Annotated in this window: 22 protein-coding genes; 17 read left to right on the top strand and 5 right to left on the bottom strand. The window is 73.4% G+C overall.

Features of this window, described 5'->3' with window-relative positions:
* Positions 1-210 precede the first annotated feature (210 nt).
* Positions 211-576: an HGxxPAAW family protein gene (locus tag ACZ63H_RS31285; RefSeq protein WP_469870857.1), complete on the bottom strand. Its 366-nt coding sequence runs from the start codon at positions 574-576 to the stop codon at positions 211-213.
* Between the two features lie 116 nt (positions 577-692).
* Here ACZ63H_RS31285 and ACZ63H_RS31280 point away from each other — a divergent pair, with 116 nt between their 5' ends.
* Positions 693-1166 (top strand): MarR family winged helix-turn-helix transcriptional regulator, encoded by a 474-nt coding sequence (locus tag ACZ63H_RS31280; protein WP_469870856.1) that lies wholly within the window; start codon positions 693-695, stop codon positions 1164-1166.
* 120 nt (positions 1167-1286) lie between these two features.
* Here the strand turns inward: ACZ63H_RS31280 and ACZ63H_RS31275 are convergent, their stop codons facing one another.
* Entirely contained in the window at positions 1287-2330 is a 1044-nt protein-coding gene (locus ACZ63H_RS31275) for an Lrp/AsnC family transcriptional regulator (protein WP_469870854.1), read from the bottom strand.
* A 118-nt stretch (positions 2331-2448) separates the two neighbouring features.
* Here ACZ63H_RS31275 and ACZ63H_RS31270 point away from each other — a divergent pair, with 118 nt between their 5' ends.
* The 4 genes from ACZ63H_RS31270 to ACZ63H_RS31255 all read left to right on the top strand — a co-directional run bounded on the left by ACZ63H_RS31270 (position 2449) and on the right by ACZ63H_RS31255 (position 6024).
* Complete coding sequence (locus ACZ63H_RS31270; RefSeq protein ID WP_469870852.1) at positions 2449-3609, top strand: alpha-hydroxy-acid oxidizing protein; 1161 nt, start codon at positions 2449-2451, stop codon at positions 3607-3609.
* A gap of 298 nt (positions 3610-3907) precedes the next feature.
* Complete coding sequence (locus ACZ63H_RS31265; protein ID WP_469870850.1) at positions 3908-4471, top strand: CGNR zinc finger domain-containing protein; 564 nt, start codon at positions 3908-3910, stop codon at positions 4469-4471.
* 157 nt (positions 4472-4628) lie between these two features.
* A complete protein-coding gene (locus ACZ63H_RS31260; protein ID WP_469870848.1) occupies positions 4629-4994 on the top strand; it encodes a MazG-like family protein in 366 nt (121 codons plus the stop codon).
* A 127-nt stretch (positions 4995-5121) separates the two neighbouring features.
* On the top strand, positions 5122-6024 hold the full coding sequence (locus tag ACZ63H_RS31255) for an EamA family transporter (RefSeq protein ID WP_469870871.1): 903 nt from the start codon (positions 5122-5124) through the stop codon (positions 6022-6024).
* A gap of 67 nt (positions 6025-6091) precedes the next feature.
* Here the strand turns inward: ACZ63H_RS31255 and ACZ63H_RS31250 are convergent, their stop codons facing one another.
* On the bottom strand, positions 6092-6469 hold the full coding sequence (locus tag ACZ63H_RS31250; protein WP_469870846.1) for a VOC family protein: 378 nt from the start codon (positions 6467-6469) through the stop codon (positions 6092-6094).
* Between the two features lie 83 nt (positions 6470-6552).
* Between ACZ63H_RS31250 and ACZ63H_RS31245 the strand changes: the two genes are divergently transcribed.
* Together ACZ63H_RS31245 and ACZ63H_RS31240 are read left to right on the top strand one after the other, a co-directional pair.
* Positions 6553-6849: an ArsR/SmtB family transcription factor gene (locus ACZ63H_RS31245; RefSeq protein ID WP_469870844.1), complete on the top strand. Its 297-nt coding sequence runs from the start codon at positions 6553-6555 to the stop codon at positions 6847-6849.
* A 268-nt stretch (positions 6850-7117) separates the two neighbouring features.
* A complete protein-coding gene (locus ACZ63H_RS31240; protein WP_469870842.1) occupies positions 7118-7276 on the top strand; it encodes a hypothetical protein in 159 nt (52 codons plus the stop codon).
* A gap of 243 nt (positions 7277-7519) precedes the next feature.
* On the opposite strand, the gene ACZ63H_RS31235 is transcribed toward ACZ63H_RS31240, so the two are convergent.
* Positions 7520-8212 carry a TetR/AcrR family transcriptional regulator gene (locus ACZ63H_RS31235; protein WP_469870840.1) on the bottom strand — a complete coding sequence of 231 codons (693 nt, stop codon included), beginning with the start codon at positions 8210-8212 and terminating at the stop codon, positions 7520-7522.
* A gap of 284 nt (positions 8213-8496) precedes the next feature.
* Between ACZ63H_RS31235 and ACZ63H_RS31230 the strand changes: the two genes are divergently transcribed.
* The 3 genes from ACZ63H_RS31230 to ACZ63H_RS31220 all read left to right on the top strand — a co-directional run bounded on the left by ACZ63H_RS31230 (position 8497) and on the right by ACZ63H_RS31220 (position 13054).
* Positions 8497-9819, top strand: coding sequence for a UDP-glucose dehydrogenase family protein (locus ACZ63H_RS31230; protein ID WP_469870838.1), 1323 nt, complete (start codon positions 8497-8499; stop codon positions 9817-9819).
* 318 nt (positions 9820-10137) lie between these two features.
* Positions 10138-11352: a glycosyltransferase gene (locus ACZ63H_RS31225; RefSeq protein ID WP_469870836.1), complete on the top strand. Its 1215-nt coding sequence runs from the start codon at positions 10138-10140 to the stop codon at positions 11350-11352.
* 85 nt (positions 11353-11437) lie between these two features.
* A complete protein-coding gene (locus tag ACZ63H_RS31220) occupies positions 11438-13054 on the top strand; it encodes an MDR family MFS transporter (protein WP_469870834.1) in 1617 nt (538 codons plus the stop codon).
* A 40-nt stretch (positions 13055-13094) separates the two neighbouring features.
* On the opposite strand, the gene ACZ63H_RS31215 is transcribed toward ACZ63H_RS31220, so the two are convergent.
* Positions 13095-14087 (bottom strand): GlxA family transcriptional regulator, encoded by a 993-nt coding sequence (locus tag ACZ63H_RS31215; RefSeq protein ID WP_469870832.1) that lies wholly within the window; start codon positions 14085-14087, stop codon positions 13095-13097.
* A gap of 147 nt (positions 14088-14234) precedes the next feature.
* Between ACZ63H_RS31215 and ACZ63H_RS31210 the strand changes: the two genes are divergently transcribed.
* From ACZ63H_RS31210 to ACZ63H_RS31180, 7 genes are all read left to right on the top strand, one after another.
* Positions 14235-14825: a cysteine hydrolase family protein gene (locus ACZ63H_RS31210; RefSeq protein WP_469870830.1), complete on the top strand. Its 591-nt coding sequence runs from the start codon at positions 14235-14237 to the stop codon at positions 14823-14825.
* Positions 14825-15550, top strand: a complete 726-nt coding sequence (locus tag ACZ63H_RS31205; RefSeq protein WP_469870829.1) for a cysteine hydrolase family protein — start codon at positions 14825-14827, stop codon at positions 15548-15550. Before ACZ63H_RS31210 ends, ACZ63H_RS31205 begins: the two co-directional genes overlap by 1 nt.
* Positions 15551-15782: 232 nt before the next feature.
* Positions 15783-16910 carry a hypothetical protein gene (locus ACZ63H_RS31200; RefSeq protein WP_469870827.1) on the top strand — a complete coding sequence of 376 codons (1128 nt, stop codon included), beginning with the start codon at positions 15783-15785 and terminating at the stop codon, positions 16908-16910.
* 295 nt (positions 16911-17205) lie between these two features.
* Complete coding sequence (locus ACZ63H_RS31195; RefSeq protein ID WP_469870826.1) at positions 17206-17865, top strand: TetR/AcrR family transcriptional regulator; 660 nt, start codon at positions 17206-17208, stop codon at positions 17863-17865.
* Between the two features lie 196 nt (positions 17866-18061).
* Positions 18062-19285, top strand: a complete 1224-nt coding sequence (locus ACZ63H_RS31190; RefSeq protein WP_469870824.1) for a cytochrome P450 — start codon at positions 18062-18064, stop codon at positions 19283-19285.
* Positions 19286-19326: 41 nt separating this feature from the next.
* Positions 19327-19521: a ferredoxin gene (locus ACZ63H_RS31185; protein ID WP_469870822.1), complete on the top strand. Its 195-nt coding sequence runs from the start codon at positions 19327-19329 to the stop codon at positions 19519-19521.
* Positions 19518-20792 (top strand): NAD(P)/FAD-dependent oxidoreductase, encoded by a 1275-nt coding sequence (locus ACZ63H_RS31180; RefSeq protein ID WP_469870820.1) that lies wholly within the window; start codon positions 19518-19520, stop codon positions 20790-20792. The genes ACZ63H_RS31185 and ACZ63H_RS31180 overlap by 4 nt, the downstream gene beginning before the upstream one ends.
* The last annotated feature ends 381 nt before the right edge of the window (positions 20793-21173 follow it).

The raw sequence follows: 21173 nt of genomic DNA, 5'->3' as shown, positions 1-21173 counted from the left end.
CGTCGGGGGCGTCAGGACCGGACGGCCCGCGCGCCGAACGGCGTACGTACGGGCGCGGACGTCGCACGGCTTGCGGGCACGGGTGCCGAACGGCTTGCGGGCGCGGGTGCCGCGCGCGCTCAGGCGACGGACACGCCTGAGACGCCAGGTCCCGGCCGGCCGCCTCGTCCGGCGCCCGGACCGGGCCTGGCGCGGGTGCTCACCAGGCGCTCAGGACGACGCGTCCGCCCCGGCGCCCGCCGTCTCGCGGGCGGGCACGGTCGCCGTGGCCTCGCGGGCCCAGGCCGCGCGCCGCCCGGCCAGCCGGCAGGCGACACAGCCGGGGTGACCCTGCCGCGCGGACTGGTCGCGCACGCCCAGGGGGTGCTGCTCGGCGGGCCGTACCCCCGGCGGCTTGCCCCAGCCGGCGAGGTGGAGGACCCATGTGACGACCACTGCCGCCACCGTGAGGGCCAGGCCCAGCCAGATCCCCGGGCGCCAGCCGCAGACGCCGACACCGATCACCGCGGTGCCTATGGTCGCCACGGTGCAACCGGTCCATCCTGCCACCGTGTGGCCTTCGTCGTGTGCGCTCACGTGCCCCCTCCTCGCGCCGCCGGAATCGGCCTGTTCGCGTCATGGCCGGACTGCGGCACTCGACCTAAAATAACTTAGCGAGTAAGGAATCTATCCCAGGGGCCAAGGGAGTCGCAATGGAGGCCCCGCAGCGGAGATCTGACGTTCCCTCAGAGACGATCCGCGCACTCGGCGACCTCGTCGCGGCCAGCGTCGTCGGGCAGCAGGAGTTCGCCCGGAGCCTGGGGCTGAGCATGATGGACCTGATCTGCCTCGCCCACGTCCTCGCGGCCGGGGACTGTCCCGTCACCGCCGGCGACCTGGCCGCCCGCGCCCACGTGACCACGGGCGCGGTGACCGGCATCCTCAACCGCCTGGAGCGCGGCGGTTTCGTCACCCGCGAGCCCGATCCCGCCGACCGCCGCCGCGTCCTCGTCGCCGCAGTCCCGGCCGCCGCGGACCGGGTCCGCACCGCCTACGGCCCCTACTACGCACGGCTCACCGAACTGTGCGCGCAGTACACCCCGGCCGAGATCTCGATCGTCACCGACTGGTTCACCCGCGCGGCGACGGTGACACGCACGTATCTGGAGGAGTCCTGCGAGCCGTAGCCCGAGAGCGCTGACGCGGCACGGACCTGCCGTGCCGCACACCGTGAACAGCCGGGCGGTTGCGGCCCCGGGACGCCGAACCGCGCGCCTCCCCCCGAATCCCCCCGGCGACAAGGGCGTTCACAGGCGCGGCTCGGCCCAGACGTCGGGCGGGACGATCCCGGTGGAGCGGCCGTGCGGGTCGAGGAGGTGGCCGAGGAGCTTGTCGTGGCGCAGGGTGATGACGCGGTCGACGATGTCCAGGCCCGGGTGGGCGTCGGCCAGCCGGGTCTCCAGGCGCAGGACGTCGTCCACGCGGTGCAGTCCGGCCTGGAGGACGAGGTTGTGCGGGCCGCTGACCGCGGCGCAGTTGCGGGTCTCGGGCCGGCGGACGAGCGCGTGGCCGACCTCGGGGAGGTCGGACGGCGGGACCTTGGCCCAGAAGGTGACGGCGACCGGCCAGCCGCCGAGGGGGCGGGCGAAGTCGCAGCGGAAGCGCAGGACGTCGAGGCGGACGAGCTGCTCCACCCGGCGTTTGACGGTGGACAGGCTGACCCCCAGGTGGGCGGCGAGGCTCTGGTAGGAGGCACGGCCGTCGAGCACCAGCCGGCCGAGCACGGCCCGGTCGAACGGGGTGATCTCGCGGTGTCCTTGGCGGGGCGCCCGGACGGCGGGCGGTGCGGTCAGCCGGGTGCGCTGGGCGGCGTCGAGGGCGGCGATGCGCCAGCGGCCGCCCTCGGTGAACATGTGGGTGACGATCCTGGCGCGCACCGCGGTGACGCCAGGGACCTCCGGGAGCAGGTCGAGGACGTAGCGCGACAGCGCGGGCAGGCCGGCGGTGGCGACGGTCGCGAGGATGTCGTGGTCCGCGGCGGCGCGTTCGATGGTCAGCATGTGCGGGTGCCTGCCGAGCGCCTCGACCGTCCGGGCGGTGGCTCCCGGGGCGCAGTCGATCCGGACGAAGGCGAGGCACAGTTGGTCCAGCAGCCGCGGTCCGGGCGAGAGCCCCACCCAGACCGTGCCGGGCCCGGCGAGGCGCCGGAAGCGACGGGCGACGGTGACCGGGTCCACGCCGAGGACCCGGCCGAGTTCGGTCCACGACGCCCTGGGCCGAAGTTGCAGGGCGTGGATCAGCGCCAGGTCGTCCTCGCTGAGCGGCTTCGCCGATTCCTGCGTCCGGGGCATCTGTGTGGCGAGAATCCTGCGTTTCGTGGGTGTGTGGGGCTGCCGCTCCCACTGTAGGGCCCAAGGCCCGCCCCGACGGGCCGTACCGCAGACAGCGAAGCACCGGGGAGCCGGATCGATGACCTATGCCGACTACCAGTACGAGATCTACCTCGACGGGCTGCGCGGAGTGCTGCCCGGCCTGCCGATGACCTACGCGGACCTCGAACCGCCGGCCCAGGCGGCGATGCCGCCGTCGGTCCGCTCGTACGTGGCCGGGGGCGCCGGCGACGAACGCACCCAGCGGGCGAACGTCACCGCGTTCGAGGGATGGGGTCTGGTCCCGCGCATGATGGTCAGCCCGGCCCGGCGCGACCTGTCCGTGGACCTGTTCGGCCTGCGCCTGCCCACGCCGCTGTTCCTGGCACCGGTCGGGGTGATCGGGCTGTGCACCCAGGACGGCCACGGCGACCTGGCCGCCGCGCGGGCCGCCGCCCGCACCGGCGTGCCCATGGTCGCCTCCACCCTCACGGTCGACCCGATGGAGGACGTGGTCCCCGAGTTCGGCGACACACCCGGCTTCTTCCAGCTCTACACCCCCGCCGACCGGGAGGTGGCGGAGAGCCTGGTGCGCCGGGCGGAGGGCGCCGGGTTCCGGGGCATCGTGGTCACCCTCGACACCTGGATCCCCGGCTGGCGGCCGCGGGATCTCAGGGACAGCAACTTCCCCCAGCTGCGCGGCCACTGCCTGGCCAACTACTTCTCCGACCCGGTCTTCCGCTCCCGGCTCGCCAAGTCCCCGGAGGAGGACCCGGCGGCCGCCGTACTGCACTGGGCGCAGATCTTCGGCAACCCTCTCACCTGGAACGATCTGCCCTGGCTGCGGTCGATGACCGATCTGCCGCTGATCCTCAAGGGCATCTGCCATCCCGACGACGTCCGCCGCGCCAAGGACGGCGGCGTGGACGGCGTCTACTGCTCCAACCACGGCGGCCGGCAGGCCAACGGCGGTCTTCCCGCGCTCGACGCCCTGCCCGGCGTGGTCGAGGCCGCAGACGGCCTGCCCGTCCTGTTCGACTCCGGCGTACGCACCGGGGCCGACGTCGTCAAGGCCGTCGCCCTGGGCGCCACGGCCGTCGGCATCGGCCGCCCCTACGCCTACGGCGCGGCTCTCGCCGGCACCGACGGCATCACGCACGTCCTGCGCGCCCTGCTCGCCGAAGCCGACCTGCTCATGGCCGTCGACGGCTACCCCGCCCTCGCCGACCTCACCCCCGAGGCCCTGCGCCGCGTCCGCTGACCGGCGGCGCCGGCCGTGCGCTGTCGGTCGGCGGACGCACCCGGACCCAGCCGCGCGGCCGGCGCGCGGGCCGCCGTGCGCCGTCGGTGGAGCCGGCAGGCGACGGCACTCCCCCGGCGTCGGGCGGGGGCGGTGCCCGGCCGGGTGGCCGGCCGAGCGGCGGTGCCGACGGCCGCCGCTTGCGGCAGGAGCCGGGGACGGGGCACGGCGCCGGGGTGGCCGGGGCGGACGACGGTGGCACCGGCCGGAGCGGTGGCATGCCTTGCACCCCGTCGCAGTCACCTGTCAAGATGGTGATGTGAATCTTGATCATGTCTTCGTGTGCGGGCACCCGGCACTCGACTTCGCGGCCACGCTGCGCGCCCGGCGCTCGGCCCGCTTCGAGATGTTCGTGACACCGGACCGGCTCACCGCCTGGTACCTGGAGTCCGGGCTCGTGGACGCGCTCACGCCCTGCGAGGAGGACGACGTCCGCGAGGCGGTCGCGGTGCGCGAGGCCGTCTACCTGCTGGTCACCGACCGCCGCCTCGGCGAGGACTTCGACCGGCAGGCGCTCGCGGTGCTGAACGCCGCCGCGCGCCAGACCCCGGCGACACCGCAGCTCACCCCGGCGGGCCGGCACACCGAGGCGACGCCCGGCCAGGCCCTGGCCACCGTCGCCCGGCAGGCCGTGGAACTGCTCAGCGGCCCGGACGTGCCGCTGCTCAAGGAGTGCGGCAACCCCGAGTGCACGCGCATCTACATCGACCGCTCCCGGGGCATGCGCCGCCAGTGGTGCGGCATGGAGTCCTGCGGCAACAAGATCAAGGCGGCGGCCTACCGCGCCCGGAAGAAGACGGCGCCCGTCGCGGCCGGAAGCTGATCCGGCGGGCACGGGCGCCCGTACGAGGGACGGTTCAGGCGATACGAGCACCCGGCGTGGCGTCGCCCGCGATGATGAACGCGGACGGACCGGCCCCCGAGGCGGGGGAACCCGTGGCGGACTCGCGGCCGGCGGAACGCGAAGGAGAGCGACCCCGATGAGCATCCCCGGCCAGGCCGGCTCCGCGGACACCCCCTTGCACGCACACCAGTGGGCCGACATCGGCCGTCTCGCCGCACTGTTCACCACGCTGGACACCGCGCGCGGGATGACCCCGGAGCAGCAGTGGACGCTGCAAGCGCTCAAGATCTCCGAGGAGGCGGGCGAGACCGCGCAGGCCGTGATCGGCGCCTGGGGCACCAACCCCAGGAAGGGCCGGAGCCATACCTGGCGGAACGTGCAGGAGGAGGTCGCCGACACCGCGATCACCAGCCTGGTGGCGCTGTACCGGATGCTCGGCGAGGAGGCTCCCGCGTTCTTCGCCGCCGTACTCTCCGAGAAGTCCGCGAAGTTCCTTCCCTGAGTCCCCGGTTCGCGGGAAGGCTGCCGACGGCCGCGGCGCCCTCCTCCCCGAGCGGCCCGGCAGGCTGCCGCCTGAAAAATCATGTGCCTCCGCGCGAACGGTAGTTGATAATCCTCGCGTGGCCACCATGAACGTCGACGGGGCGGAACACGGCCCGACCCTCCCGTCCTCGCTGACCGCGTCGGCCCGGCGCGGCTTCGACGCGATCCCGCCGACGGCACTGGTCCTGCTCGGCATCGTCAGCGTTCAGGTGGGCTCGGCGCTGGCCAAGCACCTGTTCGACGCGGTGGGCAGCTTCGGGACCGTCGCGCTGCGCCTGTTCTTCGCGGCGGCGGTGCTCGTACTGCTGTGGCGGCCCTCGCCGCGCATGCCCCGCCGCACCTGGGCGGTGGTCCTCGGCTACGGCGTGACGCTCGGCTTGATGAACCTGTGCTTCTACCTGGCGCTGTCCCGGATCCCGCTGGGGATCGCGGTGACCACCGAGTTCCTCGGGCCGCTGGCGGTGGCGCTGGCCGGGTCGAGGCGCTGGCCGGACGCCCTGTGGGCGGTGCTCGCGGCCGGCGGCGTGGTCCTGCTGATGGAGGGAGGCGGCGCCCTCGATCCGGTCGGCCTGCTGTTCGCCCTCGCCGCCGGCACGTGCTGGGGCCTGTACATCCTGGTCGGTGCCGCGCTGGGCCGCCACACCTCGGAGGGCGGCGGTCTGGCCCTCGGGATGGCCGTCGCGGCATTGATCGCCGTGCCGTTCGGCGTGGCCGACAGCGGGACGGCGCTGCTCCAGCCGTGGGTCCTGCTCGCGGGGCTCGGCGTGGCGCTGCTGTCGTCGGTGATCCCCTACTCGCTCGACCTGGAAGCGCTCCGCAAGGTCCCCCCGCACGTGTTCGGCATCCTGATGAGCCTCGAACCGGCGATGGCGGCACTCATCGGCCTGGTCGTCCTCCGGGAATCGCTGCACTGGACGCAGTGGATCGCCGTCCTGTGCGTGGTGGCGGCGTCGGCGGGCGCCACCCGCGGCACCCGCGCCGACGGCTGACCCCGGACGCACCGGCACCGCCCGCGGCGGCCCAGCCACCGCGCCGCCCGGTCGGTCACCGGCCGGCTCAGGCGAACGCCGACCGCGCCGCCGCGTGGAACTGGACGTACTCGATGGTCGCCCCTCCGGGGTGCCGGACGGTGAGGTTGCGGCCGGTCGGGACCTCGTTGGGGCCGTCGAGGATCTCGCCGCCGTGCCGCTCGGCGAGGCGCAGGACCTCGTCGATGGACTCGACGATCGTGGTGGCGTGGGTGCCGCGGTAAGGGGCGAGGGCCTCCTCCGTGCCCGCCAGGAGCAGATAGCCGCCCACACTCGCGAGTTCCAGGTCGCGGTAGGCGAACCGGAGTCCCGGCTGCTCCCCGGTCAGTTCGACGAAGGTGGGCAGGGCCGCGTCCAGGTCGTCGACGTAGACGCGGGCGAGGGTGGCAAGCACGGACACGGTCATCCCCTAGGTCATTTCGACTTTCCCGAAACGTGGAAGTGATCGGCATACTACGGGTTCGAGGGAGCGGACACGACGGAGGGCCGGTGCGGCAACACCACGACGAAGACGGCGACTTGGCCGCCGTACTCCATGCCCTGGGCGATCCGGTGCGGCTGGCACTGGTCCGCCGGATGGCCGAGGACGGCGAGAGCGCGTGCAGTCCGGACGGCATGGACGTGCCCCGGTCGACGCTGTCCAACCACTGGCGGATCCTGCGCGAAGCCGGGATCACCGAGACCCGCCGGGCGGGAAAGGCCCGCCTGATGACACTGCGCCGCACCGATCTCGACGCCCGCTTTCCGGGGCTCCTCGCCGCCGTGCTGGGCGAGGACGGGCGCTGAGCCGGCTCCGACCCGCCGAAACCGGTCCCCGGCCGCCCGGGCGCCGCCCACGCACACGGCCGACCGCACTCTTCCGCCCAGAACACGGCGCCGGCCGGAACCGAGGGGGCCGCACCGCTCAGGGGGCCCCGGCCGGCTCTCCGCCGGCCGACGCCGCGCCCAGGAGGACCCCGAGGCGCCGAAGACCCGGTACCGGGGCCACGCCGGGACGGTCGGTGCGATGACGGCGCTCCCGGCTCACCGCCGAAGTGCGCCTCGCAGGCACGACATGCGGTCCGAGGCCCTGGACGGGCTGGAACGCGCCCTGGACGCGATCGTCCTGCCCGGCTGCCGCACGCGAACGGCTCCGCCCTTCCGGCCCACGCCGCAGACGGAGGGAGGCTCCGGCCAGGCCGTCCGGCGCGGTGGGCCGCCGACGTACGACTGAGGCGGACCGAGCGGTACATCGGGGTCGCCGGTGCGGGTCCGCCGGTGCCCGGACAGCGGATACGCCTCGCGCTACGCCGCCGCAAGCCCGGGGCCCGGCCTCTCCGCCTCCCGGGGCGGCACCGGCCCGGTGGGCGGCGCGGTCCCGGACGAAGACCCGCGCGCCGCCCCGGCCCGTGACAGCTCGGGCGGACGACGCCGCGAGAGGAACTCCCGTGTCAGGCCGGGACGGCGTCCGTCCCGTTCATCTGCCCTCGCCGCACCCGGTCACGCCGTGGCCGTCCACGACGCACTCCACCTCCACGGCCTCCGCCGCGCCCCCGTCATGCTGCGCCGCCGGGCCGAGAAGAGTCTCGATGACCGCCCGGAGATACCGCTCCAGCTTGGCGTCCGGCGCCGACTGCAGGGCGGGGGGCCGGATCTCCGTGAGCACGAGGCTGGTGCCGAGCACCCACGCCGCCAGGAGTTCCGCCCTCAGGTCGGCGTCGGGCCCGCCGAGGCGGGCGGCCAGGCGCGTGGAGAACACGTCGGTGAAATCGGCCCGCAGTTGCGCGAAGGCCGCGTCCCTGCCGGAGGACCGCAGCACCGAGAGCACCGGGTGGGGGAAGTCCCCGTCCTTCGGCGCCCCCAGAAGCAGCGCGCAGAACCAGTCGGGTATCGCCTCCACCGGCTCCTGGAGCAGCGGCTCGAAGATCTTGCCGGCGCCTGTCACGTCGTTGAACAGCGCTTCCTTCGAGCCGAAGTAACGGTAGACGAGCGCCGCGTCCACCCCCACGTCGCCCGCGATGTCGCGCACGCTGGTGCCCTCGTATCCGTACTTGCCGAACCGGAAGGCCGCGGCGCTCCTGAGCGCCGTACGCGTGGCCGAGGCCGAGCGCCTGCGGGCGGGCCGGTCGGCCACCGCCTTCGACGCCTCGCCGTTGTGTACTCCCGTCACGTCACAAACCTCCATCGCCGGCGGTCCGCCCGCCAACCGCCCATGTTCCAGCCTGGGGCGGCTGGCTCAAAGTCACCGATCGTTGTCATCAATCGTTGACTTCTGTTCGCGTCGCGTGCCATACCTGAACGGGTCAACGATGGATGACTTCACTGCGCACTGTCCCAGGGCCGTACGACGGAGTCGGCCCGTTCCAGGTCGCCCGCGCGGCACGGCGGCACGCGTCCCCCGCGTGCCCCGGACGCCGCGACGCGGGCCCCCTCGACCGGAAATGGTGATCTTCTGTGTCTGCTCAACGCGTCGCCGTGGTCGGAACCGGCTACGTAGGACTGACCACGGGTGCCTGCCTCGCCTCCCTCGGCCATGCGGTGGTGTGCGCGGACGCCGACCCCCGCAAGGTGGAGCGGCTGCGCGAGGCCCGGGTGGACATCCTGGAACCCGGCCTGCCCGAGACCGTCCGGGACGCCCTGGAGGCGGGCCGGCTGGAGTTCACCGGCGACACCGCGGCGGCCGTCGCCGACGCCGAGGTGGTCTTCCTGTGCCTGCCCACCCCCATGGGCGCGGGCGGTGCGGCCGACCTCGCCGCCGTGGAGGCCGTCGCGGAGCAGATACGCGACGCACTGCCCTCCGGCTGCGTCGTCGTCAACAAGTCGACGGTGCCGGTCGGGACGAGCGAGCGCGTCGCCGCCCTGCTCGGCCGGCCCGACGTGGCCGTCGTGAGCAACCCCGAGTTCCTGCGCGAGGGCCGTGCCGTCCACGACTTCCTGCACCCGGACCGGATCGTGATCGGCGCCGCCGAACGGGACGCCGCCCGGCGGGTCGCCGGCCTGTACGCCGCGCTGGACGCGCCGCTGGTGCTCACCGACCCGGCGAGCGCGGAACTCACCAAGTACGCGGCGAACTTCTTCCTCGCGATGAAGCTGTCCTTCGCCAACAACCTGGCCACCGTGTGCGAGCGGTTCGGCGCCGACATCGGTGATGTCACCGAGGGCATCGGGCGGGACCCGCGCATCGGCTCCTCCTTCCTGCTGCCCGGGCCCGGCTGGGGCGGTTCCTGCCTGCCCAAGGACACCCACGCCCTGCTCACCCTGTGCGAACAGGCCGGGGTCGACTTCCCGTTGCTGCGCGCCACGATCGACACCAACGTCATCCATCAGCGCCGGCTGGTGGAGCGGGTCGCCGCCGCGTGCGGGCGGGGCCCGGACGGCTCGCTGCACGGGGTACGGCTCGCCCTGTACGGCCTGACGTTCAAGGCCGGCACCTCCGACCTGCGCGACTCGCCCGCGCTCGCCGTCGCCCGCCTGCTGCGCGAGCGGGGCGCCGAACTCACCGCCTATGACCCGGCGTTGTGCGACGAGCAGCCCGATCTGAGCGACCTGGCCGAACTCGCCGACGATCCGGTGCGGGCGGCGGAGGGGGCCGCGGCCTGTGTCGTCCTCACCGAGTGGCCGCAGCTGCGCGACCTGGACTGGGCGGCGATCGCCGCGCGCATGGACGGCCACGAGGTCCACGACTTCCGCAATCTGCTGGACCCGGACCGGCTCGCCCGGGCCGGGCTGAGCTGGCAGGGCATCGGACGCGCGGGCGCCCCGGCGCGGGTGGCGTGAGGCCGGACCGGGTGACCGGCATCCGGGCCGCGGGCGCCTGACGCCACGCACTGCCGGTGTGTCCGCTGTCCCGCGCACGCCGTCGTCCTCCACCGCCCGCCGCGCACCCCGGGCGCGGGGCGGGCCGCACCCGTCCGTGCCCATCAGGCCTGTGACCGGTCCGTGCCTGCCGCTCCGCCCGTGCGGCCGGGCCCCTCCCGCCCCCTCCCCTCGCACGACCGGGCCGTACCCGTCCCTCCGCCCCCGCGGCCGGGTTCGCGCAGGCCGTCGTTTCGCACGTCACCACCGCAAGTCCACGAGAGAAAGGCCCACCCCCCCATGCGCGTTCTCTGCACCACGCTCGGCAGTCCCTCGCACGGGCGTGCCCAGTTGCCCCTGCTGCGCGCCCTCGCCGAGGCGGGGCACCAGGTGCTGGTCGTCACCACCGAGGACCTCGCCCCCGTCTTCCGCGACGACGACGTGGAAGTGCGGGCCGTGTTACCGGCGTTCGACCCGGTCGGCATGCTCGGCCCGGACCTCGGTGAACTCCAGGACGGCGGCGGCGGTGAGCTGTCCCTGTCCTCGCCGGTGCTGTCCCGGCTGCTGATGCGGGCCCTGGCCGGACCCGGCGTCAAGACCCACCTGGACATCCTGCGGCCCCTCGCCCTCGACTTCCGCCCCGATCTGATCCTGCGGGACGGCATGGACATGGGCGCGGTGCTCACCGCCGAGACCCTGGGGGTGCCGCAACTGCCGACACCCTCCGGGTTCTCCAACATCCTGGAGCCCGCCGAGGTGCTGCCCCGGCTCAACGAACGGCGCCGGGAGCTGGGGCTGCCCGAGCACGACGACCCGCTGTCCGTCGTACCGCACGGCCGCGTCGACTACGTACCGCCCGCCTTCTCCTTCTCCCTGCACCTGCCGCCCGCGTTGTCGTACCGGCAGACGGTGGACGTCGAGCGGTACGGGGTGCTGCCCGGGTGGATCGCCGACCTGCCCACGGACCGGCCCCTGGTGTACGCGGCGATCGGCACCGCCCTGCCGGTGCTGCGCGAGCAGAAGGCGGGCGGGGCACCGCAGTTGCCGGTGAGGATGCCGGAGCCCGCCGAGAGCCTGACGGAGATCCTGGGGGCGGCGGCCGAGCTGGAGGACTGCACGGTGATCGTGTCGACGTCCGGGGTCCCGGTGGACACCGCGGGGCTGCCCGGGCACGTCCACGTCACCGAGCGGGTGCCGCAGCCGCTGCTGCTGGAGTCGGTGGACCTGTTCGTCACCCACGGCGGCTTCAACAGCGTCCGCGAGGCCCTGCGCACCGGCACACCGCTGGCGGTGCTGCCGCACTTCGGTGACCAGTACACCAACGCGCGGCGCGTGACCGAGCTGGGCCTCGGCGGTCACCTCGCCGACCGTGACGCGCACGGCATCGCCGACCTGTGCCGCACGCTGCTCGCCGACCCCGCGCCCCGGGCCCGGGCCCGGTCCGCGCAGCTGGCGATGCTGACGCTGCCGGACATCGGGCAGGCGGTCGCCGACCTGGAGGGCATCGCCGGGTAGCTCCCCGTCCCGGCACACAGGGGCCGTGCCCGCGGCACGGCGCGGCCCCGGCATCCTCCCCGGCCCCTACTCACCAGGACGGCATGTGAGCTCCTCCGAAACCCGACAGCAGGACGCCGCCGGGGACGCGCCCGTGCGGCTCGGCCACCGGCAGATCACCACGGTCATGTCCGGACTGGTGGTGGGCATGTTCCTGGGGGCGCTGGACCAGACGGTGGTCGCCTCCGCGCTGCGCACCATCGCCGACGACCTGCACGGGCTGACGGCCCAGGCGTGGGCGACCACCGCGTACCTCATCACCGCCACCATCGCGACCCCGCTGTACGGCAAGCTCTCCGACATCCACGGCCGGCGGCCCGTGTACCTCGCCGCGATCGGTCTGTTCACGGCCGGCTCGCTGTTGTGCGCGGGTGCCACGTCGATCTACGAACTGGCAGTGTTCCGGGCCGTGCAGGGGCTCGGCGGCGGCGGGCTGATGTCGTTGGCGATGACGATCGTCGCCGACATCACCACCCCGCGTGAACGGGGTCGCTACCAGGGCTACTTCATGGCCGTGTTCGGCGGCGCCAGCATCGTCGGCCCGCTGGCGGGCGGGGCCCTCGCGGACCGGGAGGTGCTGCTGGGCATCGCCGGCTGGCGCTGGATCTTCCTGCTCAACGTGCCGCTCGCCGCCGTGGCGGCCGTGGCGATCGTCCGCGTCCTGCGGTTCCCGCACCAGCGGGTGCGGCACCGGCTCGACTACCCCGGAGCGCTCGCCCTGGCCGTCGGGATCGTGCCGCTGCTGACCGTCGCCGAGCAGGGCCGCACCTGGGGGTGGGGTTCGCCGCCGGCGCTGCTGACGTACGCCGTGGGCGCGCTGGGACTCCTCGTGTTCGTGCTGGTGGAACGCCGGACGGGCGCGGCGGCGCTGCTGCCGCTGCGGCTGTTCGGCATCCGTGCCTTCCGGCTGGGGGTCGGGCTGCACTTCGTCGTCGGCATCGGCATGTTCGGTGCGATGACGACCCTGCCGCTCTACCTCCAGATCGTCCGCGGCATGAGCCCGATGGCGGCGGGGCTCGCCACCCTGCCCACGGTCGCCGCGAACCTCGCGGTGACGCTGCTGGTGGGCCGGCTGATCGCGCGCACCGGCCGCTTCAAGGTGCATCTCGTCGCCGGTATCGGCTCGTTCACCGCCGCGATGCTCGTCTTCGCGACCCTGCGCGTGGACAGCCCGCTGTGGCAGGCGGCCCTCGGCATGGCGCTGATGGGCGCGGGGCTCGGCGCGTCGATGCAGACGCTCACCACGCTCGCGCAGTCCGAGGTGCCCCGTGCGGACATGGGCGCGGCGACGGCCTCGGTCAACTTCTTCCGCTCCAACGGCGGCACGGTGGGCACGGCCGCCTTCCTGTCCGTTCTGTTCTCCACGGCGGGCGGGCGCATAGCCGGGCGGCTGGCCGAGGCCCGCGACGACCCGGCCTACCGCCGGCTGCTGGCCGAGCCGGACAACGCCCACGCCCTCACGGGCGTCCTGCGCCCGGGCGGCGGTGTCGACCTGGAGGACTCGGCGTTCCTGCGGGCGCTCGACCGGAGTGCGGCGCTGCCGTTCCTGGAGGGGTACGTCGCCTCGATGCGGCTCGTCTTCCTCACCGGTGCGGCGGTGTCCCTGGTCGCCTTCCTGATCGCGGCCTGGCGGGTCCCGAACCTGACGCTCGCCGACGAGTGATCCCCGCCGCCGGGCCGCCTTTGCCCCGGGTGCGCGGTGCTCAGCCGGCGCTGGTCCTGAAGCGGCGCCGGTACTCGGTGGGGGTCGTGTCGATCCGGCGGCGGAACGCCCTGACCAGGGTGTCGACGGTGCCGAACCCGCAGCCGGTCGCGATGCGTTCGAGGGTCGCGTCGGTGGTCTCCAGCTCGTGGCGGGCCCGTTCGACGCGGACGGATTCGATGTAGGCGTGCGGGGTCGTGCCCAGCTCGTTCTTGAAGATCCGGGTGAGCTGCCGGTCGCTGACGTGGGCGTGTTCGGCGAGGTGCGCGACGGTGAGCGGTTCGGCGATGTGGCGCAGGATGTGGTGGCGGAGTTCCTCGATGCGCCGGGTCGCGGCGACCTGTTCCAGCGGCACGCTGAACTGGCTCTGTCCGCTCGGCCGCTTCAGGTACATCACGAGCTGCCGGGCGACGCGCAGCGCGACGGCTTCGCCGAGGTCGTCGGCGATGAGCGCGAGCGACAGGTCCAGGCAGGCGCTGATGCCGGCGCCGGTCCACACGTTGCCCTCGCGGATGAAGATCGGATCGGAGTCGACCTCGATCGCGGGATGGTCGGCGGCCAGTTGCTGGGCGGTCGACCAGTGGGTGGTGGCGCGTTTGCCGTCGAGCAGTCCGGAGGCGGCGAGGATGTGCGCCCCGACGCACACCGAGGTGACCCTCCGGGTCCGGGGGGCGAGCTGTCGGACGCGTTCCACCACGGCCGGGTCGACGAGCGCGTGCACCCGGCGCTGGCCGTCGACCTCGACCGCGCCCGGCACCACGAGCGTGTCGATGCTCCGGGTGGTCAGCTCGTCGAAGGTGATGTCGGGCAGGACACGGACGCCGGCGGCGGTGACGGTGGGGGCCATGGTCTCGGCGGCGAGGACCACGTGATAGCCCGCCGCCTCCTCCGTCTCGCGCCGGGCGAGGGAGAACACCTCCGGGGGTCCGGTGACGTCGAGCAGGTCGACGCCTTCGAAAAGGACGATGACGATGAGTCGTTCCACGGTGTGCACGAGCCTCCCCCTGGCCGGCGACGGTGATGTCGGTTTCTGCATGCTAGACGACATTGCCGACGCGTGGGGCGGGCCGTAGCGTCTTAGGTGCAGGTCAACGCACCGAATGCACTGCTTTCTCAACTCCCTTTCCTCAGGTGGTACTCCATGCCCAGAACGACGCTGCGTCAGCTCAACGGCTTCGACGAGACGCCGGCGAAGCTCGCCGACTCAACCGTGGTTCTGATCGACTATCAGAACACCTACACGACCGGCGTCATGGAGCTGGACGGCTGGCAGCCCGCCCTCGACGCCGCCGCCCGCTTGCTGGAGCGCGCCCGCCGCGAGGGCGCCAAGGTCATCCACGTCGTCAACGACGGCGGTGAGGGCACGCCGTACGACATCCGTGCCGAGATCGGCCAGATCCACCCGAGCGTCGCGCCGGCCGACGGCGAGGCCGTGGTCGTCAAGCAGGCCCCCAACGCCTTCCACGGCACGAACCTGGGTGACCTCGTCGACGAGGCCGGCAAGAGCGACCTCGTGATCGCCGGGTTCATGACCCACATGTGCGTGGCCTTCACCGCTCAGGGTGCCTTCCTGCGCGGCAACCGGCCCACGGTCGTGGCCGACGCCACCGCCACCCGTGCGCTGCCGGTCGCGGGCGCGGAGATCGACGCCCGCCAGGTGCACCTCAGCGCCCTCGCCACCATCGCCGACCTGTACGGGGTCGTCGTGGAGACCCAGGAGGACCTCGGCTGATGAAGTCTTCGCGTATCGTCGTCGCGCTCGGCGCCGCCGCCCTGCTCGCCGCCACCGTCACCGCCTGCGGCGGGGATTCCGAGGCCGCCACCGCCAAGGACAAGCCGTCGGCACCGGCGTCCGCCGCCCGGACGAACGTCGCCGAGGACACGAAGACGCTGCGGCAGCTCAACGGCTTCGACGAGACCCCGGCCACGCTGTCCGACGCGGCGCTCATCCTCGTCGACTACCAGAACACCTACACCGAGGGTGTGATGGAACTCGACGGGTGGCAGCCCGCGGTGAACAACGCGCAGGCCCTGCTGAAGCGGGCCCGCGAGGCGGGCACCCCGGTCATCCACATCGTGGACAAGGGTTACGACCTGAAGTCGAAGGCCGGTCAGATCATCCCGGCGCTCAAGCCCGCCAAGGGCGAGCCGGTCGTCGTGAAGAGCGTCCCCAACGGCTTCCACAAGACCGATCTCGCCGAGAAGGTCGAGAAGACCGGCAAGAAGAAGGTGATCGTCGCCGGGTTCATGACCAACATGTGTGTCCTGTTCACCACGCAGGGCGCCTTCCTCAACGGCTACCAGCCGACCGTGGTCGCCGACGCCTCGGCCACCCGGCCGCTGCCGCTGAAGGGCAACCCGAACGGCATTCCCGCGCGGCAGCTCCACGAGTCCGCGCTCGCCACGGTCCAGGACCTCTACGGCGTCGTGGTGCCGTCGCAGAAGTCGCTGACCTGAGTCCGGCGGACGCGGTCCGGCCCACCGGCGCCCCCGGCGCCGGCGGGCCGGTCCGCGCGCCGGGCCGCTCCTCCCACGCTCTTCCCCCGCACCCCGCACTCCCCCACCCCTGGACTTCCCCCCACGCCTGACCCCCACGGAAAACTCCCCCCGCGCCCCCCACCTTGAACTCCCCCCACGCCTTTCCCCCCCACCCCACGGAACATCGACACCGACCACGGAAAGACGGGGCATGGCAACTCGTAGAGGATTTCTGGGTACCGTTTCGGCAGCAGGGGCGGCCACCTTCCTCACCCAGACACAGACAGCCACCAGCGCGTCGGCCGCACCGGCGGCGACCGACGAGAAGGCGGCACGGGACGCGATACGCAACGTCAACGCCGGGATGCGCGCCAACTACGCGTCCCTCAAGGCCGAGCTGATCAAGCACCTCAGCCCGGTCGTCGTCGTCCAGAACAACGCAGTCGGCGGACGCTTCACCCTGATCAACAACGGAGTGCAGGTCGAGACCGTCGACCCGGTTCCGGAGTACTTCGAACTGGCCAAGTCCATCGCCCACGTTCCGCTGGGCATCTACTCGGTGATCGCCGCCTACCTGAGCGACCAGGTGCCGAACATCCCCAACGCGAACCGCATCGACCCGCACGACCTGGACATGGTCGCGTTCAAGACCCCGGGCGACAAGGGCTGGATCACCCCGCTGAACAGCTTCCGGACCACGCTGAGTTCGGCGCTCACCAAGCTGCCCACCGCGAACCTCCCGCTGGACCTGGAGAACTCCTGCACCAAGATCCTGTCGGAGGCCGTCAAGTTCATCGACACCATCGTCAAGGCGCAGTCCTTCGACATGGTCGCCTACAACCGGTTCGCCGCGACCGTCTACCCCTCGATCCGCGTCAACATGACCTTCGCCGCCACGGCGCAGATCACCGGCATCGAGAGCCTGATGAAGCGGTGGCGCACGCAGCTCGGTGAGGCCGCGTGGAGCGACCTGTACGTCACGGTGCTGTCCATCTGGACGACGTCCGAGCTGAACCAGGCGTCCATCATCATCCGCCGCACCATGAACCAGGCGAAGGTGGACACCCACCTGATCGACCTGCCCACCGTGGAGAACCCCTCGGACCCGATCGCCGTGGCCCTGGACAACCTCGCGCGCATCGTCCAGGACAACGTCGCGGCCGAGATGGTCTTCAACACCGACCTGAAGGTCGCCGACGCCCTCAAGGGCAAGGAGGACCTGCTGTCGGACGAGATCCTCCAGCAGGTCGGCGGGACGGCGCCCGCCGCCAAGACCGCCGCGTTCGGCGCGGCCGCGGCCGGAGCCTGCCCCATCACCGGACGCACCGCGACGGTGTGACCCCCGGGACCCCGGCCGTGACGAGCCGGGCCCCGGAAGAGACCGACCGCTGAACGATCCGTGCCGCTCCTCCCCGCGACGGGCCACCGCCCGCGAGGACCGGCACGGATCTTCGGCATGTCCGCGCGTGCGTCCCCGGGGCCGCAGAGCCGGGCCTCGCGGCGTTCGCGGGTGCCGGTGCGGTGGCCGGTGTCGTGTACGGTTCGGGGCGACTGTCCTGCGGTGACCGGCGAGAATGGTCCGTCGCGCGCGGCAGTGCGGCGCCGGTGTTCCGAGGAGAGGGAGGTGGACGGCGGTGGACGGGACGAAGCGGGACGGGCACGGCTCCGCCGGGGCCCCTCCGGAGCGGGCGGCGCGGGTGCGCAACCCGCGCGGGCAGGGCGAACGGCTGCGTGAGGAGATCCTGCGGGCCGCCGGGGGGCTGCTGGAGCAGGTCGGCAGCGAGGACGCCCTCTCCCTGCGGGCGGTGGCCCGGGAGGTCGGCATCGCCACCCCGAGCATCTACCGGCACTTCGCCGACAAGACCGAGCTGGTGTGGGCCGTACTGGCGGAGCACTACGAACGGCTGGCCGCGCTGATGGCCGAGGCCGACGCCTCCGCGCCCGCCGGCGAACCGCTGGAACGGCTGCGGCACCAGCTGCGCGCGTACTGCCGCTTCGCGGTGGCCAACCCGGCCAAGTACCGCCTGATGTGCGAGATCTGGCAGACCCCGGTGGACGAGGACCGGCTGCACGGCCACCCGGCGGGGCTGCTCCTGCGCGGGCTGAGCCAGGCACTCACCCACTGCGAGCAGGCCGGCTGGCGGGTACGGGGCACCCGCGCGGAAGCCCCGTACCTGCTGTGGTGCGCGCTGCACGGCCGGGTCACGCTCTGGCAGGTCATGCCGCGCCGCAAGGACACCGCGCGGCTGGACCGGTTCGTCGACGAGCTGCTCGGCCTGCTGCTGGAACGCTGACCCGTCCCGGGTCCTCTTCGGGCATCCCCGCGGCCGGCCGCCCGCCGGCCGCCGCAGTCGCCTGACGTCACGTCATGTCTGCACCACATCACCCTGTTTCCTTCACTCCTCCTGCCGCCTCCACCGCGCCACACCCTAAGGAAACGGTCGTAAGCTAACGGGTGTTAGTCGAAGGTCCTCCCCCACAAGGAGTGGCATGACCACCACCGCACCGCTTCCGCCGCTGCCTTCCCGGCCGCCGGCCGGCTGCCCCTTCGATCCACCCGAGGGTCTCGCGCGACTGCGCCTGGAAGAGCCCCTGTCCAAGGTCGCGCTGGACGACGGCGGCTGGGCATGGCTCGCCACGCGGTACACGGACGTCCGGGCGATCCTCGGCGACGCGCGGTTCAGCTCCGACACCTCCGCCCCGGGCTACCCGGTCAGCGGGATGACCGGCGGCAGCCCGCGTCCCGGCGCCACGCGGGGCTTCATCCGCATGGACCCGCCGGAGCACACCCGGCTGCGCCGCATGGTCACCCGGGACTTCATGGTCAAGCGGGTGGAGGCGCTGCGCCCGACCCTGCAACGGCTCACCGACGAGCTGTGCGACGCGATGGAGCGGACCGACCGCCGCGAGCATCCCGTCGACCTGGTCCAGGCCCTCGCGCTGCCGCTGCCCTCGCTCGCCATCAGCCTGCTGCTGGGCGTGCCCTACGAGGACCACGACACCTTCCAGCGGCTGACCGGTACCCTGCTCTCCCGTGACCTCACCGAAGAGCAGCGCGAACCCGCCCGCCGTGAACTCCTCGCCTACATCGACCGGTTGGTGAACGCCAAGAAGGCCGGCCCGGGCGACGACATCATCAGCCGGCTCGTCGCCGAGCAGTACGCGCGGGGCGAGCTGACCCACGAGGACCTCGTGGCGTTCGCCGTGCTGCTGCTGGTCGCCGGCCACGAGACGACGGCCAACATGATCGGCCTGAGCGCCCTGTCCCTGATGCTCGACCAGGAGACCGCCGGCCGGCTGCGCGAGGACCCCACCCTGGTCCGCGGTGCCGTGGAGGAACTGCTGCGATTCCACAGCATCATCCGCAACGGCCCCCGGCGCGCGGCCCTGGAGGACGTGGAGGTCGGCGGCCGGCTCATCCGCCGCGGGGAGGGCGTCATCGTCGCCGTGCCCTCCGCCAACCGCGACGAGGACACCTTCCCCGACGCCGGCCGGCTCGACATCACCCGGGCGAACGCCCAGCACCACGTCGCCTTCGGCTACGGCATCCACCAGTGCCTCGGCCAGGCGCTGGCCCGCGCCGAGCTCCAGGTGGTGATCACCACCCTGCTGCGCCGCTTCCCCGGCATGCGTCCGGCCGTGCCGGTCGAGGAGATCCCCTTCCGCACCGACATGGTCATCTACGGCTGCCATGCCCTGCCGGTCACCTGGTGACCTCCGCCCCCGCCCCTCTCCCACCACCGAAGGAAAACCTGATGCAGATCACCATCGACGAGGCGAAGTGCTGCGGCGCCGGCCAGTGCGTGCTGGTCGCCCCCGAGGTCTTCGACCAGCGTGACGAGGACGGCATCGTCGTCCTCCTGGACGCCGCCCCGGACGCCGCCCGGCACGCCGCCGTGCGCGAGGCCGCCACCATCTGCCCCGCCGCGGCCATCGAGGTGCGCGAATGAGCGCCCCCGGCGCCCCGCGCCCCCGGATCGCCGTCGTCGGCGCGGCGGCGGCCGGGCTGGCCGCCGCCGAGGGGCTGCGCCGGCTGGGCTGGGACGGGGAGATCTCCCTGGTCGGCGAAGAACCCCACCCGCCCTACGACCGCCCTCCGCTGTCCAAACAGGTGCTGTCCGGCGCCTGGGAGCCGGAGCGCACCGCGCTGCGGGACACCGGCCGGCTCGCGGCGCTCGGCCTGGACCTCAGGCTGGGCACCCGCGCCGTCGCCTACGATCCCGCACACCGCGCGCTCACCCTCGGCGACGCCGCGCGGACCGTGCTGCGCTGCGCCGGTGTCATCGTCGCCACCGGGGTGGTGCCGCGCACCCTGCCCGGCTGTGACGCGGCCGAGGGGGTGCACGTCCTGCGCACCCTGGACGACGCCCTCGCCCTGCGCCGGCGCCTCGCCACGCCGGGCCGGCGGCTGGCCGTCGTCGGCGCCGGCGTGCTCGGTGCCGAGGCCGCCGCCGTGGCGCGTGCGCTCGGCCACCACGTCACGCTGATCGGCACCGAGGACACGGTGATGGGGCGGGTGCTGGGCCCGGAGGTCGGCCGGCTCCTCGCCGACGTCCACCGCGCCCACGGCGTCACCCTGCGCACGGGACAGGCGGTCACCGGAATCCGCCGGGAGGCTCACCGGGCGACCGGTGTCGTGCTCGCCGACGGCGCCGTGGTCGAGGCCGACGACGTCCTGCTGGCCGTCGGCTCCGTCCCGGCCGTCGACTGGCTGCGCGGCCCCGGCGCCGAGACGGCGGGCCTGGACCTGTCGGACGGGCTGCGCTGCGACGAGTTCTGCGCCGCGGCCCCCGGGCTCTACGGCGCCGGTGACGTCGCCCGCTGGTACCACCCGGTGCTGGGGCGCGAGGTGCGGATCGAGCACCGCATGAACGCCGGCGAGCAGGGCCTCGCCGCGGCCCGCAACCTCCTGGCCGAACTGGACCCGGAACGCTTCGGCGAGCGGCTCCCGTTCACCCCGGTGCCGTACTTCTGGTCCGACCAGTACGACATGAAGCTCCAGGCCCACGGTGTACTGGCCGGCGCCGACCGGATCGAGGTCCGCGTCCTCGGCAAGGACCCGCTGCGGCTGGCCGCCCTCTACGGCACCGGCGACCGGGCCACCGGCATCCTGGCGCTCGGCCTGCCGCCGCGCCCGACCCGAGCGCTGCGCGCCCTGGTCACCACGCCCGCCCCCTGGCCGCAGGCCCTCACCGGGCTGGCGGAGGCGGTGGACGCCTGACCCGCCGGACCGCGGCGGCGGGCCCGCACTCCGGCTGCGGGGCCCGCCGCCGCGGTGTCCTTCCGGGGAGGTCCGGCGGGCGCGCCGGCTGCACACGAGGACCGCGCCGACGAGGGGTATCACCCCTCCGGCCGGTCCAAGGGCGGTGGGTGTGCCGGGTGCCGGGGGTGGCGGGGGTCTGCTCGGCGGTCATGGACGGGTCCTGTCCGCGAGTGTGCCGCCGAGCAGGACATGGGATCGCTCCGCCGTCCGGCACGGTCGGTGTCCTCGTGCCGGTGCCGGTCGGAGCTGTGCGCGGGGTCGGGAGGTCGGTGGCGGCGCGGCGGCGTGCACCACGACCGGACGGCCGTCGTATCCGTCGCCCCTTGGTCCGGGTACACG

This window comes from Streptomyces sp. NPDC104831, from assembly GCF_055583025.1.
This window is presented reverse-complemented; position numbering and strand designations above follow the sequence as displayed.

What these genes read in the sequence shown, in the direction of transcription:
- ACZ63H_RS31225 (WP_469870836.1), top strand. Translation starts at nt 10,138, where the DNA reads ATGCGCGTTCTCTGCACCACGCTCGGCAGTCCCTCGCACGGGCGTGCC.
- ACZ63H_RS31190 (WP_469870824.1), top strand. Translation starts at nt 18,062, where the DNA reads ATGACCACCACCGCACCGCTTCCGCCGCTGCCTTCCCGGCCGCCGGCC.
- ACZ63H_RS31185 (WP_469870822.1), top strand. Translation starts at nt 19,327, where the DNA reads ATGCAGATCACCATCGACGAGGCGAAGTGCTGCGGCGCCGGCCAGTGC.
- ACZ63H_RS31240 (WP_469870842.1), top strand. Translation starts at nt 7,118, where the DNA reads ATGCGGTCCGAGGCCCTGGACGGGCTGGAACGCGCCCTGGACGCGATC.
- ACZ63H_RS31260 (WP_469870848.1), top strand. Translation starts at nt 4,629, where the DNA reads ATGAGCATCCCCGGCCAGGCCGGCTCCGCGGACACCCCCTTGCACGCA.
- ACZ63H_RS31210 (WP_469870830.1), top strand. Translation starts at nt 14,235, where the DNA reads ATGCCCAGAACGACGCTGCGTCAGCTCAACGGCTTCGACGAGACGCCG.
- ACZ63H_RS31180 (WP_469870820.1), top strand. Translation starts at nt 19,518, where the DNA reads ATGAGCGCCCCCGGCGCCCCGCGCCCCCGGATCGCCGTCGTCGGCGCG.
- ACZ63H_RS31270 (WP_469870852.1), top strand. Translation starts at nt 2,449, where the DNA reads ATGACCTATGCCGACTACCAGTACGAGATCTACCTCGACGGGCTGCGC.
- ACZ63H_RS31255 (WP_469870871.1), top strand. Translation starts at nt 5,122, where the DNA reads ATGAACGTCGACGGGGCGGAACACGGCCCGACCCTCCCGTCCTCGCTG.
- ACZ63H_RS31280 (WP_469870856.1), top strand. Translation starts at nt 693, where the DNA reads ATGGAGGCCCCGCAGCGGAGATCTGACGTTCCCTCAGAGACGATCCGC.
- ACZ63H_RS31200 (WP_469870827.1), top strand. Translation starts at nt 15,783, where the DNA reads ATGGCAACTCGTAGAGGATTTCTGGGTACCGTTTCGGCAGCAGGGGCG.
- ACZ63H_RS31205 (WP_469870829.1), top strand. Translation starts at nt 14,825, where the DNA reads ATGAAGTCTTCGCGTATCGTCGTCGCGCTCGGCGCCGCCGCCCTGCTC.
- ACZ63H_RS31250 (WP_469870846.1), bottom strand. Translation starts at nt 6,469, where the DNA reads ATGACCGTGTCCGTGCTTGCCACCCTCGCCCGCGTCTACGTCGACGAC.
- ACZ63H_RS31275 (WP_469870854.1), bottom strand. Translation starts at nt 2,330, where the DNA reads ATGCCCCGGACGCAGGAATCGGCGAAGCCGCTCAGCGAGGACGACCTG.